14 protein-coding genes are annotated in these 15,675 nt (G+C 51.5%); 7 read left to right on the top strand and 7 right to left on the bottom strand.

Annotated elements, in window-relative coordinates:
* Positions 1–144 precede the first annotated feature (144 nt).
* Positions 145–1,320, bottom strand: a complete 1,176-nt coding sequence (locus LKE13_RS06930; protein ID WP_227949583.1) for a M20 aminoacylase family protein — start codon at positions 1,318–1,320, stop codon at positions 145–147.
* A 70-nt stretch (positions 1,321–1,390) separates the two neighbouring features.
* Positions 1,391–2,293: a LysR family transcriptional regulator gene (locus tag LKE13_RS06925; RefSeq protein WP_227949580.1), complete on the bottom strand. Its 903-nt coding sequence runs from the start codon at positions 2,291–2,293 to the stop codon at positions 1,391–1,393.
* A 102-nt stretch (positions 2,294–2,395) separates the two neighbouring features.
* On the opposite strand from LKE13_RS06925, the gene LKE13_RS06920 reads away from it, so the two are divergent.
* Positions 2,396–2,860: a PaaI family thioesterase gene (locus LKE13_RS06920; RefSeq protein ID WP_227949578.1), complete on the top strand. Its 465-nt coding sequence runs from the start codon at positions 2,396–2,398 to the stop codon at positions 2,858–2,860.
* A 2-nt stretch (positions 2,861–2,862) separates the two neighbouring features.
* Here the strand turns inward: LKE13_RS06920 and LKE13_RS06915 are convergent, their stop codons facing one another.
* Both LKE13_RS06915 and LKE13_RS06910 read right to left on the bottom strand, forming a co-directional pair.
* The gene (locus tag LKE13_RS06915) at positions 2,863–3,555 is read right to left on the bottom strand and encodes an NnrU family protein (protein WP_227949576.1); all 693 of its coding nucleotides are present in this window, start codon (positions 3,553–3,555) and stop codon (positions 2,863–2,865) included.
* A gap of 124 nt (positions 3,556–3,679) precedes the next feature.
* Positions 3,680–3,925 (bottom strand): hypothetical protein, encoded by a 246-nt coding sequence (locus tag LKE13_RS06910; RefSeq protein WP_227949574.1) that lies wholly within the window; start codon positions 3,923–3,925, stop codon positions 3,680–3,682.
* Positions 3,926–4,050: 125 nt separating this feature from the next.
* Between LKE13_RS06910 and gpt the strand changes: the two genes are divergently transcribed.
* The 5 genes from gpt to LKE13_RS06885 all read left to right on the top strand — a co-directional run bounded on the left by gpt (position 4,051) and on the right by LKE13_RS06885 (position 10,422).
* The gene (gene gpt, locus LKE13_RS06905; protein ID WP_227949572.1) at positions 4,051–4,551 is read left to right on the top strand and encodes a xanthine phosphoribosyltransferase; all 501 of its coding nucleotides are present in this window, start codon (positions 4,051–4,053) and stop codon (positions 4,549–4,551) included.
* A 4-nt stretch (positions 4,552–4,555) separates the two neighbouring features.
* A complete protein-coding gene (gene otnI, locus LKE13_RS06900; protein WP_227949569.1) occupies positions 4,556–5,344 on the top strand; it encodes a 2-oxo-tetronate isomerase in 789 nt (262 codons plus the stop codon).
* A 107-nt stretch (positions 5,345–5,451) separates the two neighbouring features.
* Positions 5,452–7,245: a chloride channel protein gene (locus LKE13_RS06895; RefSeq protein ID WP_227949567.1), complete on the top strand. Its 1,794-nt coding sequence runs from the start codon at positions 5,452–5,454 to the stop codon at positions 7,243–7,245.
* A 53-nt stretch (positions 7,246–7,298) separates the two neighbouring features.
* Positions 7,299–9,578: an ATP-dependent helicase gene (locus LKE13_RS06890; RefSeq protein WP_227949565.1), complete on the top strand. Its 2,280-nt coding sequence runs from the start codon at positions 7,299–7,301 to the stop codon at positions 9,576–9,578.
* The gene (locus LKE13_RS06885; protein WP_227949563.1) at positions 9,562–10,422 is read left to right on the top strand and encodes a 50S ribosomal protein L11 methyltransferase; all 861 of its coding nucleotides are present in this window, start codon (positions 9,562–9,564) and stop codon (positions 10,420–10,422) included. Before LKE13_RS06890 ends, LKE13_RS06885 begins: the two co-directional genes overlap by 17 nt.
* Positions 10,423–10,493: 71 nt before the next feature.
* Here the strand turns inward: LKE13_RS06885 and LKE13_RS06880 are convergent, their stop codons facing one another.
* Both LKE13_RS06880 and LKE13_RS06875 read right to left on the bottom strand, forming a co-directional pair.
* Positions 10,494–11,009, bottom strand: a complete 516-nt coding sequence (locus LKE13_RS06880; RefSeq protein WP_227949561.1) for a DUF1127 domain-containing protein — start codon at positions 11,007–11,009, stop codon at positions 10,494–10,496.
* Between the two features lie 46 nt (positions 11,010–11,055).
* On the bottom strand, positions 11,056–11,337 hold the full coding sequence (locus tag LKE13_RS06875) for a hypothetical protein (RefSeq protein WP_227949559.1): 282 nt from the start codon (positions 11,335–11,337) through the stop codon (positions 11,056–11,058).
* A gap of 212 nt (positions 11,338–11,549) precedes the next feature.
* Here LKE13_RS06875 and LKE13_RS06870 point away from each other — a divergent pair, with 212 nt between their 5' ends.
* Complete coding sequence (locus LKE13_RS06870) at positions 11,550–13,553, top strand: aminopeptidase P family protein (RefSeq protein ID WP_227949557.1); 2,004 nt, start codon at positions 11,550–11,552, stop codon at positions 13,551–13,553.
* Positions 13,554–13,566: 13 nt separating this feature from the next.
* Here the strand turns inward: LKE13_RS06870 and ligA are convergent, their stop codons facing one another.
* The gene (gene ligA / locus LKE13_RS06865) at positions 13,567–15,672 is read right to left on the bottom strand and encodes an NAD-dependent DNA ligase LigA (protein ID WP_227949555.1); all 2,106 of its coding nucleotides are present in this window, start codon (positions 15,670–15,672) and stop codon (positions 13,567–13,569) included.
* Positions 15,673–15,675 lie beyond the last annotated feature (3 nt).

The following is a 15,675-nucleotide window of genomic DNA, read 5'->3' as shown; positions in this document are numbered from 1 at the left end:
TTTGCATCAATCCCAAATTATATAACATCGATGATAACTAATGTGATCTTACCGAACGATGAATTCCACCAAGTTTTCCATGCTTTTGTAACCGTGATCACGAAAAAGTGGTTAGAATCCTGCGAAACTTAAACATTGTTGCGGCTAAGTTGCGTCCTGGGTAAGAATCCGTTCCGTCAGCCGGGCCCAGTAACTCGCACCCAGTGGCAGGATTTCATCGTTGAAATCGTAATTCGGGTTATGCACATGGCAGCTTCCTTCCCCCGATCCATTGGCAATCATGAGGTAACAGCCCGGACGCTCCCGCAGCATCCATGAAAAATCTTCTGCGCCCATAACCGGAGTTACATTCTTATTGACCCCGGCATCCCCCACAAGTTCGACAGCGGCGGCAATAGCCTCATCGGTTTCATCCGAGGTGTTGATCGTCGGCGCATAGCGGCGGTCATAGTTAAACTCTGCTTTGGCACCATGAGCTTCAGCAATTCCGACAGCGATCTGCCGCATCCGGTTTTCAATCATATCCTGGACATCCGGGTCAAACGCGCGGGTCGTCCCTTTCAGGACCACATCCGCAGGAATAACATTCCCCGTATGTCCACCATTGATCTGGGCAACAGTTACGACAGCGGACTGAAGCGGGTCAACATTCCGGCTGACAATATTCTGCCAGGCCAACACAATCTCAGAGGCGATGACGACGGGGTCCGTCGCCAGATGCGGAAACGCACCATGCCCGCCGTTACCGATAATACGAGCTTCGAAGAAGTCCGCGGACGCCATAATCGGGCCTTTACAAACTGCAAAGCTCCCCACTTCATGCCCCGGCATATTATGCATGCCATAAACGCTATCCACAGGGAACATATCGAAGAGACCATCGCTGATCATTACCCGACCGCCTGCGACATTTTCCTCCGCCGGCTGAAAAATGAAGCGGACGGTGCCATCAAAATTTTTGGATTGCGCAAGATATTTTGCTGCCCCCAGCAACATAACTGTATGGCCATCATGACCACAGCCATGCATTTTGCCATCAATCTGTGACCGGTGCTCAAACTCATTCAGTTCCTGCAGATCAAGAGCATCCATATCCGCCCTCAGACCAATTGCCCGATTACCACTTCCCTGCGTCAACGTCCCGACAACGCCTGTCTTTGCCAATCCACGATGCACCTCAATGCCAAAGCTTTCCAGTTTTTCGGCAACAAAATCAGACGTCTTGTATTCCTCAAAAGCTGTTTCCGGATGCTTGTGGATTTTATGGCGCCATTCTGTAAGCTCTGCATGCATCTCATTGATTTCAGGAAGTATCTTCATTGTTATTTTCCTTATGCCTAATGCGCGGTGTTTGCAAAAAACACTATCACATATAAACTGCCTTCGACAATCAGGGTCGTAAATCTTCCCCAAGCAAAAATTCCCGATCATCGCGAAAGCGCTCATACAGGAAATCAAGAAGCGTGCGAATGCGTCCGGCGTTCACCAAATCGCGGTGGGTCAGCAGCCAGATATCAAATTTCAGATTGATTTCTGCCGATAACAAACGAACAACCCGGTCATCGCGTGGTACAAGATAATGAGGCGCGACGAATAGCCCAATTCCGCTTTGCACGGCGGCAATCTGCGCGGCAACGGTATCGCATCGAAACTTTATGTTGCCCGGCGGCGCAATCTTCTCCAAGGCGGCAGAAAACGGTAGACGATCCCGCCCTGATTGCCAGCCGATAAAATCATGGCTGACAAGGTCCGCCATTGCTGCCGGGCGGCCTCGCCTCTCAAGATAGGATTTCGCGCCATATAGACCGAAACCTGTGCGACCGACTTTACGGCCGATTAGATCGGATACGCGCGGATTAGCGAGCCGTAATGCGATATCTGCTTCGCGACGGCGCAAATCGACAACAGATATATCGAGCATTAAATCAAACTTGATACTGGGGTGGTATACCTGAAACTGACTGAGTTTCGGGGTTAGCCAATAGCTGCCAAACCCTTCCGTCGCTGAAATCCGGATCGTCCCTGAAAGGGATTTGTCCAACCCGCTGATTATCTGCTCAACACCGTCAAGGTCTGAGGCGACGGTCTTAATTCTCTCCCGTATTTGCTGCCCCGCTGACGTCAGTAAATAGCCATGGGACGCCCGCTCGAATAGCCGGGTTTCCAGCCTTTTTTCAAGTTCAGCAATCTGCCGTCCGACAGTCGGCTGGGAAACGGACAATTGGCGAGCGGCGGCAGACAAGCTGCCTGTTTCCGCAACGGCCAAAAAATATCGATAGTAATCCCAAGACATATTTATACATTTTTGAATAGAGTGTATTCAAAATTAGCATATTTTCGTTTTAAGAAAAAACCATATCTTTCAGGCAATAGATTACTGACATAAGGGATACCCATGATGAACGCCCTCGATAAAAAGAAAATGCTGGAACAGGCCCGCAAGGAAATGACGGGCATGGAGCAATTACAGTCCGTAATTGACGGCGGTGTCCAGCCACCAATTGGTCAGACCCTTGAATTTGAACTTTCTGAAATTTCGCCTGGTAAAGCTGTTTTTACGGGGCATCCGGGCGAGAAGCATTTAAATCCGATCGGCTCAGTACATGGCGGGTATGCCGCAACACTCCTCGATAGTGCCCTAGGCTGCGCCATCCACACAGTTTTAGAGCCTGGGGAGCGCTATACGACTGTCGATCTCAATATTAAGTATCTGCGAGCAATGCTGCCCGGCATGGGTAAGGTTACGGCAACAGCGGAAGTTGTTCACAAGGGCCGAAAAATAGCCACATCAGAAGCCCGGCTTGTCGGCGAAGATGGCAAGCTTTACGCCACCGGAAATACCACCTGCGCCATCTATTAAGCCTATATTGGACCGGGGGAGACGCCAAAGGCCAGCGGATGAAGGAGATACATCACCGCGAACAAGGCTACCCCGGCTAATACACGCCACCAAAGCGGTTTGATCGACAGCGACGCCCGACCCTGAATAATTGCCGCAAAGGGGATGTTCGATGTACGTGCCGTATACGGGGTCCAGCCCTCCCCCAACTGCCGTGCCTTCTTCGCATCAATTAAAAAAGTCCCGGCAAACGCAAGCAAGCCAAAGGTTCCGAAAAAGACGACCGATGTGATATCGCCATTATTGACGATATGCGCAATGGACCAGAGCGTGAAACTCCACATCATCGGATGGCGTGTAATTGCATTGATACCGCTATATGCGCTCTCTTTTCCAAGCATTTTGTCAGCCCCGACTGACGTCGGGTTCGGGCTTGTAATGGCGCTGAAAAATAGAATGAAGGCGATGAGCATGAGCAGCATCGCAAGATGCCGCCCGCCATTGCCCGCATCCCAAAGCATGTCCCCAAATGGCGCTGCACGATAGGCAATAATCAGCCAAATTAGGATTGCAATCGAAAGCAAGCTGAAGCCTGCCATATAGGCCTTTTCGCCAATACGGGAGACGACCCTTTCGCGCAAAACACTTGACGGAACAATATGAATTAGGAGGAAAGCCAGCGCGGCTAGAATAAGTTCACCAACGGTTCCGGTCATAGTTCTGCCCCATCATCTGATAATCGGATTTCGGAAGTTTGACACCAAATGCAGGATACCAAAAGTGTTTTCAGGGGGAAATTGTGCTTATGCGACACCCGTCACACTTCATATGAAGCCAAAATTAGTGGCGTGCGCCATATTTGTCGACCATCCTTATCCCTTCCGCTGTTAGTTTGCAGACGAGCCAGTCGGGCTTGATGGGATTGTCAAACCAAGTCTTCACCCAGCCCTTTTTCAGGCAACTTCTTATGACGGTCTTGCTGATCTGTTGTCCGTTCGGATCAAAAAGCGGCAGCTTACCCCCCGGCTGGAACCGGCCAAGCCGAAGATATTTAAGTTGTGCCGCACTCGGGGATCTTGATGCCATTAAGAAAACCTACTTCAATTCTGTTTTTGAAAAAAGACCTCACAAGAGGCTTTCGCGAAAAGGACGCTTTAAATCTTATCAAAGCCGGTTTAAAACATTCCAAACGTAAAATCGGGGGGACACCAATGTCGACTGACGCAGGCTATACGAAGTATTTTCCTGTTTCCTGGGAGGAATTGCACCGAAATGGCCGGGCGCTTGCATGGCGTTTGATGGAGAAGGCACCGTTTAAGGGCGTCATCGCAGTAACGCGTGGCGGTCTTGTTCCGGCAGCTATTGTCGCGCGGGAACTTGATGTCCGCCATATTGATACAGTCTGTATAGCCGCTTATCGCGATGATAAATCTATTGGCGAGGTGAATATCATCAAAGGTCTGGATTTACCCGACGGGGGTGAAGGTTGGGTCATTGTGGACGACCTTGTTGATAGCGGCATTACCGCACGTCATGTCCGCAAGATGGTCCCCAACGCCCATTTCGCGACGATTTATGGCAAACCCAAAGGGCTGGAGCAAGTCGATACCTTCATCACGGAAGTCAGCCAGGATACATGGATTCTCTTTCCGTGGGATCAGGCGCCGTCCTTCGTCAAACCGATTGTTGAAGAAAATCGCGAGAGGAAATAACGGCTTGTCCTTAAAATTCGCCGCCAACCTTAGCTTTCTCTATCAGGAAGTTCCGTTTCTGGATCGTTTTGACGCTGCCGCCCAAGATGGCTTCAGTGGCGTGGAGTATCTGTTCCCTTATGATTTTGATCCGGCGGAGATAAAAAAGCGCCTCGATGACAACGGCCTGACCCAGGCGCTTTTTAACTTGTCGGCAGGTAATTTCGAAAAAGGGGAGCGAGGCCTCGCCAGTCAGACCGGACGAGACGCTGAATTTCAGGCTAGCCTTGATCAGGCGATTGAATATGCCAACGCACTCGGCTGCACGCGGCTCCATGTTATGGCAGGCCTTCGGGATACTACGATTACCGAGAATACTCAGCTCGCCGTGTACCGCAACAACCTGCAAAAAGCCGCCGCCGCATGCGAACAGAGCGGCATTACTGCCTTGATTGAGCCAATAAACACACAGGATATGCCGGGCTATTTCCTCGATAGCGCGAGCAAGGCAGCAGAATTGATTGAGGAAATAGATCATCCGAACTTGCGTCTGCAGTTCGATATCTATCATGTCCAGCGCACGGATGGCGATATTGTTCGCCAGTATAAAAAATTCGCTCCATTGATCGGGCATCTACAGATTGCCAATCCACCGGACCGTTTTGAACCAGATAACGGCGAGATCAATTATCCCTATATTTTTGATCTGCTTGAGGCGGATGGATATGACGGATGGATCGGCTGCGAATATAAACCCTCATCAACCACCCGGGAAACGCTCGGCTGGGCACAAAAGTTTCTGAATTCGGCTTAATAATAGCCCCGAACTTATTGAAACTTTAAGACAATCAAGATACATCTGGTTGTCACGAATAATAAATTACTTAAAAAGACAAAAATATACTGGACGTATGGCTGACTATGGCCGTCTCTGAAAACTCCCGAACCGGGGAAAAAATACTCAACCCGCTTCTTACCGCGTCAAGCAGTACGCCGGTTAAACTCATTGCCTGCGCCATCGCGATTGGTCTTCTCGCTGGATATGGTGCTGTCGGGTTTCGTCTCGCCATCAGTGAAATTCAGACTTTGTTTTACGGCTTTGGAAGTCAGGAAATCCTCGCACAGGCAGAGAAACTTCCATGGTGGCAGATCATGGCCGCACCAGTCGTTGGCGGATTGATTGTCGGATTGTTCTGGAAATTTGTCCTCCCGAATTATCGCGCACAAGGCGTCGCGGACGTCATGGAGGCCGTGATTGTTAATCGCGGTAAAATGAAACTGGCGCCCGGAATTGGCGGCCTGTTCGTCAATGCCCTCACTCTCGGCTGCGGTGGATCCAGCGGCAGGGAGGGGCCAGTCGTTCACTTCTGCGCACTCATTGCCAGCCAACTCGGCCAACGCCTACGCCTGCCTTCAAAATACTACATGACGCTAATCGCCTGCGGTGTATCCTCCGGCGTTGCCGCGTCCTTTAACGCCCCCATTGCCGGTATGTTTTTCGCATTGGAAGTTGTTGTTGGCTCCCTCGCAACCCAGGCCTTCGCCCCGATTGTGATTGCCTCCGTCATCGGCACTGTGATCAGCCGGATATATGTTGGCGATTTTCCAGCTTTCATTATTCCCAATTACCAGATTGTCTCCCTCTGGGAATTTCCGGCAATTGCCCTTCTCGGTGTCGTCGCAGCAGCGGTCTCCCTACTCTTTATCTGGAGCATCGGCTTCTCGGAAAGAACAATTGACCGCTTTCGCATACCGGAGGTTTTCAGGCCTGCGGCAGGCGGCGTCGTCCTCGGTGCAATTGCCCTTTTCTTTCCGCAGATTATCGGTGTCGGGTACGAGGCGACGGACAGCGCACTGAAGGGGCAATACCCCCTCCTCTTGCTCCTCTTGCTAATCGTGGTGAAAACCATTGCTGTTGGCGTAACGTTCGGATCGCGATTCGGCGGCGGTTTTTTCTCACCCTCGCTCTTTATCGGTGCCATGACCGGCGGCGCCTTCGGACTCGTTGCGGCAATGGCCTTTCCTGAAATGGCGGCAAGCCACGGTCTTTATGCCATCATCGGCATGTCAGCCGTTGCCGCCTCTGTGCTCGGCGCACCAATCTCAACGATCTTGATCGTGTTCGAACTGACCGGCGACTATAAAATCTCCATCGCCGTGATGATCGCGGTCTCCGTCGCCACTCTGATCACAAAGCATATCTATGGACGCAGTATCTGGCAGACACAGCTTCTCAACCGAAATGTCGACGTAAATGAAAGCCGTGCACTCCGTCAACTCAGCTTCCTGCAGGTTCGGGGGATCATGGATCGGGAATTCATCGAGATTCCGAAACATACACCCATGAAGGAACTGCGCAAAATCGTCAGCAATACCAACCATGATAAATTTGTCGTGGTGGAGCCAGAAACCCATGAATTTATCGGCCGGATCGACTATAGCGATCTTAAGTCGGGTCTTTTTGGAGACGAACCACAGGAGAATGTTACCGCGCTGGATCTAGTACATGAAGGTAGTCCGGTTCTCTTCCCTGACACGAGCCTCAAATCCGCCATTGAGATTATTGAAAAAGCCGGGATTGATCATGTTCCCGTCATTAACCGGGCGAATGAACGGCGACTTATCGGCATTCTTCACCAGAAGGATTTGCTGCATACCTATAATGCCGCCCTGCTTTCGGCGCAGGACGATGCCCGCGACAAAGTTTTCAAATAAAGACGTAGATCGGCAGTAGCTTCAACCGTATCCATGGGCTATATCATTTAGCAATGGACGACAGGTTTGACATAAGCAATTTTGACGACGCAGGAAATCACGCGCCGACTCAAAACTTTAAATATCTCGATGGACTGAACGACGGGCAACGCGCGGCGGTTGAGGTGCTGGATGGGCCCGTATTGGTGCTCGCAGGTGCTGGCACCGGGAAAACCCGTGTGCTTATCTCGCGCCTCGCGCATATCCTTAATCTCCGCGATGTGCGCCCTTGGGAAATTCTCGCCGTCACCTTTACCAACAAGGCAGCCGCCGAAATGCAGGAAAGAACCGCCGGGATTATCGGCCCTGAAGCGGTTGAGATCAAACTCGGTACATTTCACTCGATTGGCGTCTGGCTCCTCCGACGTCATGCGGAGCTAATCGGGCTGGATAGAAATTTCAACATTCTTGATACCGATGATCAACTACGTCTCTTGAAACAGATCATGTCCGAAGAAGGCGTCGATCAAAAGCGTTGGCCGCCGCGCGGTCTTGCTGCCATCATAGACCGTTGGAAAGACAAGGGACTGCGGGCTGACCAGGTTCAAGGGGCCAACAGTTCTGAATTTGCCCATGGCAAAGCGGCTGCTTTATACGCTATTTATCAGGAACGGCTTGCCGCGCAAAATGCCTGTGATTTTGGCGATCTTCTCTTGCATGTACTAACGCTCTTTCAGAAAAACCCGGACATCCTCTCGCTCTACCAGAATCGCTTCAAATATATTTTGGTTGATGAGTATCAGGATACGAATGTGGCGCAGTACCTCTTGCTTCGTTTGCTCGCACAGAAACACCGCAATATCTGCTGCGTCGGCGATGATGACCAGTCGATCTATGGTTGGCGCGGGGCAGAAGTTGGTAATATCCTTAAATTCGAAGATGATTTCCCAGGCGCCAAAGTCGTCCGGCTGGAGCGAAACTACCGCTCCACCTCACATATTCTGGGCGCCGCCTCCGGCCTGATCGCTCATAATGAAGGTCGGCTCGGTAAAATTCTCTTTACAGAAGGAAACGACGGCGATCATGTCGTCTTGAACGGTCTCTGGGACGGCCCGAATGAGGCGCGCTGGATTGCCGATGAAATCGAGAACCTGGAACGCAAGGGTAAAAGCCTGCAGGACATGGCCATTTTGGTCCGCGCCAGTTTCCAGACCCGCGATTTTGAAGAATGCTTTTTGAGCATGGGGATCAAGTACCGCGTTATCGGCGGATTAAGGTTCTACGAGCGGCGGGAAATCCGCGACGTTCTGGCCTATCTTCGCGTAATCAATCAACCCGATGACGATCTGGCATTCGAACGTATCTATAATCTGCCAAAACGCGGCCTTGGCGCCAAAGCCCTTGAAAAGTTGCGTGAAATTGGTCGGGCAGAAAATATTTCCCTCTCCCGCGCCGCGAATATAGCTGCCGATAAGGGTGTCTTTAAGGGCAAGCCGCTTGCCGCCCTGAAGGACCTGATGACCTCTTTCGATAACTGGCGCGCGCAGAAAGACCTGATCCCGCCCGATGAACTGGTGGAAGCGGTTCTGGAAGAGAGCGGCTATTTTGATATGTGGCGGCAAGACAAATCACCAGAGGCGGAAGGCAAGCGTGAAAACCTAAAAGAACTGGTCCCGGCTATTGCAGAATACGAAAGCCTCGGTCAGTTTCTGGAGCATGTGTCGCTTGTCATGGACAATAACGCCGACAACACCAGCGAGATGGTCAGCCTGATGACGTTGCATTCGGCCAAAGGTCTCGAATATGATGTGGTGTTCCTTCCCGGATGGGAAGAAGGGCTCTTCCCGCATCAACGGGCGCTTGATGAAAACGGGTTAAAAGCGCTGGAGGAAGAGCGGCGGCTCGCCTATGTCGGAATAACCCGCGCGAAGGAACGTTGCTACATCAGTCATGCCAGTAACCGGCGTATCCATGGCCAATGGCAGTCGTCCCTGCCTAGTCGATTTATCGATGAACTCCCGCAGGATCATATTCAGGATCAATCAGAACAAGGGATTTATAACAGCTCACGTCAGAGTGAGGGTTTCTCCCATACGAGCTGGCGAAACCCTGAAAGCTCTCACCTAGCAGAAATTCTGGATAAACGCGCGCGCGCCAATCAAAATTTTGTCGACAACAGTACCAAACCGGTTAGCAAGTCTACTAAGGACGATGGATTCGCGATCGGCACCCGCATCTTTCATCAAAAATTCGGCTATGGACGTATTGTCCGAAAAGACGGGCCAAAGCTGGAAATCGCATTTGAAAAAGCCGGCGTCAAGAAAGTGATGGAAAATTTTGTCGAAGCTGCCTGAGTCCGCCTTTTGGCAACTCACTCTCACCCTGCCATTTGTTCAGGCTGGAGAAATCGCCGATATTTATGAGGAACACGCACTGACCGTTTCGATGGAGGAAGCGGTAAGTGATGATTCCCTCTGGCGCCTTGACATCCTCTTCTCCGACGAGCCACCAGCGTATCTTCTCGACCAGCTACCAGCCGGACTGTCCTTTGGACTGGGCCCTCTTGAACAGAAAGATTGGGTGAGTGAGAGTCAAAAAATGCTACCGCCCGTCGATGCCGGCCGCTTTTACATTCACGGGTCGCATGATGCACCGCATCCCGCGCGCGCTCGCCACAACCTGCTGATCGATGCCGGTGCGGCCTTCGGAACGGGCCTGCATGAAACGACCTATGGCTGCCTTGTCGCCTTGGATAACCTTCGAAAATTTCGGAATTTCAAAAACCCGCTCGACTTGGGGTGTGGTTCCGGCGTGCTTGCGCTAGCTATTGCAAAAGCCTGGAAAATCCCGGTGATCGCCAGCGATATAGATGCCGCAGCGGTTGCGGTTACCCGCAACAATGCCGCGAGGAATCGGCTTGCCCCGCTTATGACCGCTGTTCATGCAACAGGCCTGAACAGCCGGATATTAAACAGGCAAGCCCCGTATGATCTGATTGTCGCCAATATACTGGCCTGGCCACTGGTGAAATTGGGACCGGATATCGCAGCCGCCCTCAGCAAGAATGGCACACTGGTTCTTTCCGGACTTTTAGGCTCGCAGGAAGTAATGGTGAGAAGTGCCTATCGACTGCAGGGACTAACGCTAAAACGTCGCTATTCAATAGGTAGTTGGACCACGCTGGTCCTTGGTCGGTAAATCCCAACGATAAATTATGCAGCCGACCCGCCTCCAATATGGGGAGGCGAAGGCAGGTCGACTGCGAACGATCAACCTGCTTTGCGGTGATCGTTTGTGTTGCTCGGCCGGGCGAGGTTGTCGTTTGTACGGTTACCACTGACAGCCGCTTCGATTTCGCTGCGTGTCAGGCCAATGTCGGCAAGCTCGCGGGAGTTCATCGCCATCAGGTGAACATATGCTGCACGAGATGTCTGTGTTTCGACGAATTTGGTAACCAGATTAGAAAAGAAACCTTTTTTCCCGGTTGTTTCTGTCGCGACTCGTCCTTCAACGGCCCGGTCGATCTCGTTCCGGTTAATGCCGATGTCTTTCAATTCACGATCAGACATACCGTAAAGGGCATTCTTGGCCGCTGCGAGTTCACGATTTTGCATAATTTTGCCAATAGTTGCCTGATACAGGTTTGAAAGCACTTCGGCCATAAATTTGGCTCTCAGATTATGTGCTTTATTGATGTAAGTTTCTACATCGATGTAGTTACTGTTGGTGTTGACAGGCTCGATCAATGCGAGCGTCTCAATCTCTTTTTTGCCATAGCTAATCATTTTGCTACTCCTTCAAGTTTCAAAGCCCGACGGTGCGGACAAATTTTTATCGGTTGTTACTTTTAATCGTTGGGCGCAAGCAGTTTTCATTCACTGCTTCACCAGTAATTTCGTGGCCATTATTGACGGTCTTCCCAAAATAGCTTGAGGCTAAATCAACAACCGCCGTATTCTGTTCTGTGGCAAGGCGGATACGTTTTCGCAACGACTGCAGCAGCCCAGAAAGGCCGAAGTGCCTATTAACTGACATACTGTCAAACCGGGCACCTGTTGCCGGGCCATATGGCAATTGCAACGCATCACCGTATTTTTCGTTTCTTGCGAACATTTCACTTTCCTAACCAAGCATTCTTGATGGAGGATATATTGCACTGCATTCATTAAATAACAATGACTTACATCACATTTTTGCCCGCAAAGATCGAAATGGTGCCCTGCAAAAAATGCATAGCTCTCGTTGCACTTATGCTAAAAAAGCGCCATATTTCTAATTAGAACCTCTATATTTACAGGAGGTTGCCACATTTCAGGACATACCCCATGGAAACTGCCAAGTTAGAACATTCTGTCGCCGCACTGCTGCCCCAACAAGACAAAGAGGAGGCCGTTAATATTTTACGGGCCGCGGCAGCCGCGCCTGCGCGAGCCGATGAAAATATGCTGCTTGAACAGCTATTTCCGGAACTTGACAGCAGCACAGCGCAGGAGCTTGAAAAGATCAGAGAGAAACTGCGCAAAGAAATCAGTTCCATCGTTCTGAATCCCGGTGCCTCGAAAGAGCGATTGCAAAAGTTGCGTGCGGAGATGACAGCGGAACAGGTCGATGGTTTTATCATCCCGCTAAATGACGAATTTCATGGGGAGGCGGCCCCGGCGGCGGCGGAAAGACTAAAATGGCTGACCGGTTTTACGGGGTCGGCTGGCGTTGCGGCAGTCCTGAAGGACAAAGCCGCAATCTTTGTCGATGGCCGCTATACCCTTCAAGTGCAGAATGAGGTTGATACCTCCCTCTTTACGCCTCGCCACGTGAGTGAGGAGCCAATGAGTGCCTGGCTTGCCGAAAATATGAGCGCAGGCGAGACACTCGCCGTTGATCCCTGGCTGCACACAGAAAACAATATGGCGGCGCTGAAGAAAACCACCACAAGCATCGGCGTCGAGTTGACATCAGTGCCCGAAAACTTGATCGACCGGGTGTGGGAAGATCGCCCCCTCGCCCCCCTCGCGCTTGTACAGCCACAGGAGGAGCGCTTTTCCGGAGAAAGCTCTGCAAGCAAGCGCAACCGGATTGCGGCGAAACTTGCAGAGAAGAAAACTGATGCCATTATCCATACGCTCCCAGATGTTGTTGCGTGGCTATTAAACCTCCGCGGCGCGGATCTCCCCTGCACACCATTTGCGCTTGGTTTTGCCATCACCCATCAGGATGCCACCGTCGATCTATTCATGGATGAGATAAAATTCGCCCCGACTATGCGGGAGCATCTTGGAAATATGATTAGGCTCCATGCTCCGGAGGAGTTTGAGCAAGCGCTTCAATCCCTGTCAGGGAAAAAGGTTCAAATCGATCCCGCGGTCACCAGCCAGTATATTGTGGATCAACTGATCAAGGCAAAAGCGGAAATTAGCCGTGCGGAAGACCTCTGCCTGCTTCCAAAAGCAACAAAGAATGCAATCGAGGTAGAAGGATCGCGACGCGCACATATTCGTGACGGCGCAGCAGTTGCCAAATTTTTGCATTGGATGTCCGTAAACGCACCGGTTGGCACAGTCGACGAACTGTCGGCGGAAGCCAAGCTCCGCTCCTTTAGGGAAAGCGGGGAGAATTTTCGCGATCTTAGTTTTAACACCATTTCAGGTGCGGGGCCGAATGGTGCCATCGTCCATTACCGAGCAAGCGAGGCATCTAACCGACCGCTTGAACCTGGTTCACTCTATCTTGTCGACAGCGGCGCGCAATATCTTGACGGCACAACCGACATTACCCGGACGATTGCCATAGGGGAACCTAGTGCCGAGATGCGCAATCGTTTCACTCTGGTGCTAAAAGGGCATATCGCGCTCGCGACAGCTATCTTTCCGAAGGGAACGACAGGTAGTCAGCTTGATACCCTCGCACGGGCGCCCCTCTGGTCCGCAGGGCTTGATTACGATCATGGCACCGGTCATGGCGTTGGCAGCTATCTTTCCGTTCATGAAGGGCCACAGCGAATATCAAAAGCGCCAAGCGCCGTCGCGCTTGTCCCAGGCATGATTATTTCAAACGAGCCCGGTTACTATAAAACCGGCGCCTACGGGATCAGGATCGAAAATCTGGTGACGGTTCAGGAACGACCACAGCCGGAGGGAGCGGAGCGAGTGACCTACGGATTCGAAACATTGACCTTTGCCCCGATTGACAAAACCCTCATTGAGAAGAACCTGCTGACCGACAGCGAAATTGCCTGGCTAAACAGCTATCATTTTGAAGTCCGGGAAAAGCTCGAACCCCAAGTTGAAGGTGAGACCGCAGACTGGCTCCGTCAGGCAACGGCGCCGCTGTAGAACTGGCACCAATTTAGCCGCCAATCAAATCCAGCCATTCCTGTTCGGTTAGGACCGAGACGCCTAAATCTGCTGCTTTTTTAAGCTTCGATCCGGCGTTCGCGCCGGCGACAAGATAATCCGTCTTGGCAGAGATCGATCCGCTGACTTTCGCGCCAAGACTTTCTGCTTTTGCCTTCATTTCCTGACGGCTCATCAGTTCGAGGGTGCCAGTGAAAACAACTGTTTTGCCCGCAACGGCACTATCCTGCGCCGGTAGTTCAAAATCGACAATCGTAATTTCGCGTAGCAGATCATCGAGCATGTCTTGATTACGCTCTTCATGAAAAAATTCTGTCACCGCGTCGGCGACCGCGGCGCCAATACCATCGATATTCAATAGCTCACTATAGGCTTCCCCAGATGCGTCCCCCATTTCGCTGAGCCGCTCTCGCAAGTTCGCGAAACTCAGGTAATTTTTCGCCAGCAGTCGGGCATTTCCCTGTCCGATATGGCGAATTCCTAATGCATAGATAAAGCGATCCAACGATATTTCTCGCCGATCATCAATTGCATCGAATAAATTTCGTGTCGCTTTTTCTCCAAACCCTTCGCGGTTCTTAATCCGCTGTAAATTTCCGGGAGCCGCATCGCATTTTTCCAGCGTGAAGATATCGGCAGGGCTTTTAATCAGGTCATCCTCATAAAAAGTTTCGATCAGCTTCGTGCCAAGCCCCTCAATATCGAACGCATTGCGGGAGACAAAATGCTTAAGCCGCTCAACGGCCTGCGCCCGGCAAATCAGGCCGCCGGTACAGCGACGGACGGCGTCTTCCTTACCTGTGCTTTCATTTATTTCCTTAACGGCATGGCTGCCACAGATCGGGCACGTTTTCGGGAAGTCATAAGGTACACTGTCATCAGGGCGTTTATCGAGAACGACCTCAACCACCTGCGGGATCACATCTCCCGCGCGTTGAATAACCACCGTATCGCCCTTGCGAACATCTTTACGCTTGATTTCATCCTCGTTATGTAGTGTCGCATTAGAAACAACGACGCCGCCGACCGTCACCGGAAGAAGCCGCGCAACCGGTGTGAGGGCACCGGTTCGGCCAACCTGTATTTCGATATCTTCTACAAGGGTCGTCGCCTGTTCCGCCGGGAACTTATGGGCTATCGCCCAGCGCGGACTGCGGCTGACAAAGCCGAGGCGCTCCTGCCAATCCAGTCGGTTAACTTTGAAGACCACACCATCGATATCATAATCCAACGATGCGCGAAGCTCTTCTATTTTACGATAAGCATCGATTGCCTCTTCCATATTCGTACAGACCTTGGAAAGCGGATTAACAGAAAACCCCCAATCCTTGAATACAGTGAGGACTTCAGACTGTGTCACACCCGGGAGGCCGCTCACCTCTCCCCAGGCATAGGCGAAAAACCTTAATTTGCGGGACTTTGTAATCTCGTAGTCAAGCTGGCGGAGGCTGCCTGCAGCCGCGTTTCTCGGGTTCGCAAATATCTTCCCCCCTGCTTCTGCCTGCGCCGTATTGAGTGCAAGGAAGTCGGATTTCGACATATAGACTTCACCGCGAATCTCGAAGACATCCGGAACTTTTGTTTTTGCGCCAGATAGCTCTAGCGGCAGATCCGTGACACTGCGCAGGTTAGCGGTTATATCCTCCCCCTCCTGACCATCGCCACGCGTTGCGCCCTGCTGAAACTTTCCATTTTCATATCGCAAACTGGCGGAAAGCCCATCAATTTTGGGTTCCGCAAAAAAGGAGACATCTTCAGTTGCATCCAGACCAAGAAATCGGCGGATACGCCCTTCAAACTCCCGAAGATCATCACTGCTGAAAGCATTATCAAGCGACAGCATCGGGACCTTATGCCGGACTTTACCAAACCCCTTGGCCGGAGTGACCCCAACACTTTGCGACGGGCTGTCGGCTGTAATCAGTTCCGGGAACCGAGCCTCCAGCGCAAGAAGGTCCTGACGCTGGCGGTCATATTCTGCATCTGAGACGGCTGGCGCATCTTCAGCATAATAGGCGACATCATGGGCCTTGATCGTTTCGACCAGTCTATCATGTTCGGCTTTTGCGTCTTCTGCCGTCAGATTTTGCACATCCACAAT

It is taken from the genome of Sneathiella sp. HT1-7 (assembly GCF_020731145.1).
In the GTDB taxonomy this organism is placed as follows: Bacteria; Pseudomonadota; Alphaproteobacteria; order Sneathiellales; family Sneathiellaceae; genus Sneathiella.
This window is presented reverse-complemented; position numbering and strand designations above follow the sequence as displayed.

Excerpts from the sequence above, each read along its gene's own strand:
- LKE13_RS06895 (WP_227949567.1), top strand. The coding sequence starts at position 5,452 with ATGGCCGTCTCTGAAAACTCCCGAACCGGGGAAAAAATACTCAACCCG.
- LKE13_RS06915 (WP_227949576.1), bottom strand. The coding sequence starts at position 3,555 with ATGACCGGAACCGTTGGTGAACTTATTCTAGCCGCGCTGGCTTTCCTC.
- LKE13_RS06930 (WP_227949583.1), bottom strand. The coding sequence starts at position 1,320 with ATGAAGATACTTCCTGAAATCAATGAGATGCATGCAGAGCTTACAGAA.
- LKE13_RS06920 (WP_227949578.1), top strand. The coding sequence starts at position 2,396 with ATGATGAACGCCCTCGATAAAAAGAAAATGCTGGAACAGGCCCGCAAG.
- LKE13_RS06880 (WP_227949561.1), bottom strand. The coding sequence starts at position 11,009 with ATGATTAGCTATGGCAAAAAAGAGATTGAGACGCTCGCATTGATCGAG.
- LKE13_RS06870 (WP_227949557.1), top strand. The coding sequence starts at position 11,550 with ATGGAAACTGCCAAGTTAGAACATTCTGTCGCCGCACTGCTGCCCCAA.
- LKE13_RS06925 (WP_227949580.1), bottom strand. The coding sequence starts at position 2,293 with ATGTCTTGGGATTACTATCGATATTTTTTGGCCGTTGCGGAAACAGGC.
- LKE13_RS06875 (WP_227949559.1), bottom strand. The coding sequence starts at position 11,337 with ATGTTCGCAAGAAACGAAAAATACGGTGATGCGTTGCAATTGCCATAT.
- LKE13_RS06910 (WP_227949574.1), bottom strand. The coding sequence starts at position 3,925 with ATGGCATCAAGATCCCCGAGTGCGGCACAACTTAAATATCTTCGGCTT.
- gpt (WP_227949572.1), top strand. The coding sequence starts at position 4,051 with ATGTCGACTGACGCAGGCTATACGAAGTATTTTCCTGTTTCCTGGGAG.
- LKE13_RS06890 (WP_227949565.1), top strand. The coding sequence starts at position 7,299 with ATGGACGACAGGTTTGACATAAGCAATTTTGACGACGCAGGAAATCAC.